Genomic DNA, 1,141 nt, shown 5'->3' with positions numbered 1-1,141 from the left:
TCGCCGGCATCGACGGCGGCGGGCTCAAGCTCGGCAATATTGCCGCCGGCACGGCGACCACCGATGCGGTCAATGTCGGTCAGCTGCAAGCCGTCTCCTCGGTGGCCAACAGCGGATGGAACGTTACCGCGCAAGGCGCCAACGCAAGCAATGTGGCGCCCGGCGCCACCGTGGATTTCTCTAGCCCGGACAGCAACCTGGCCATCACCAAGGGCGCCACTGACAATAAGCTGCGCTTTGCCCTGTCCCGCAACCTGGATGTGGATACCGTGACCCTCGGCACCACCCAGCTTCAGGCCAGCGGCCTGACCCTGACCGGTGGCCCTAGCATCACCACCGCCGGCATCGACGGCGGCGGCCTCAAGCTCAGCAATATCGCCGCCGGCACGGCCACGACCGACGCCGTCAATGTGGGACAACTGCAAGCCGTATCCACGGTGGCCAACAGCGGCTGGAACGTCACTGCTCAGGGCTCCAATGCGAGCAACGTCGCACCCGGCGCCACCGTGGACTTTGCCAGCGCCGACAGCAACCTCGCCATCACCAAGGGCGCCACTGACAATAAGCTGCGCTTTGCCCTGTCCCGCAACCTGAATGTGGATGCCGTGACGCTGGGAACCACTCAGCTTCAGGCCAGCGGCCTGACCCTGACCGGCGGTCCGAGCATCACCACGGCCGGTATCGACGGCGGCGGCCTCAAGCTCAGCAATATCGCCGCCGGCAGCGCCACGACCGATGCCGTGAACGTCGGTCAGCTGCAGGCCGTCTCCTCGGTGGCCAACAGCGGTTGGAACGTCACCGCGCAGGGGGCCAACTCAAGCAATGTGGCGCCCGGCGCCACCGTGGACTTCTCTAGCGCCGACAGCAACCTGGCCATCACCAAGGGCGCGACCGACAGCAAACTGCGCTTTGCCCTGTCCCGTAACCTCGATGTGGATGCCGTCACCCTGGGCACCACCCAGCTCCAGGCCAGTGGGCTGACCCTGACCGGTGGCCCTAGCATCACCACCGCCGGTATCGACGGCGGCGGCCTCAAGCTCAGCAACATCGCGGCCGGCACGGCGACCACCGATGCGGTCAACGTGGGACAACTGCAGGCGGTCTCCACGGTGGCCAACAGCGGATGGAACGTTACGGCGCA

1 pseudogene is annotated in these 1,141 nt (G+C 66.4%); it reads left to right on the top strand.

The features are described 5' to 3' along the window. A pseudogene (locus L540_RS21125) lies at positions 1 to 1,141 on the top strand (hypothetical protein); the annotation flags it as partial.

This window comes from Bordetella pseudohinzii (assembly GCF_000657795.2).
Lineage (GTDB): Bacteria > Pseudomonadota > Gammaproteobacteria > Burkholderiales > Burkholderiaceae_B > Bordetella > Bordetella pseudohinzii.
The sequence above is the reverse complement of the archived record's forward strand: the minus strand, read 5'-3'. Positions and strand labels throughout refer to the sequence as shown.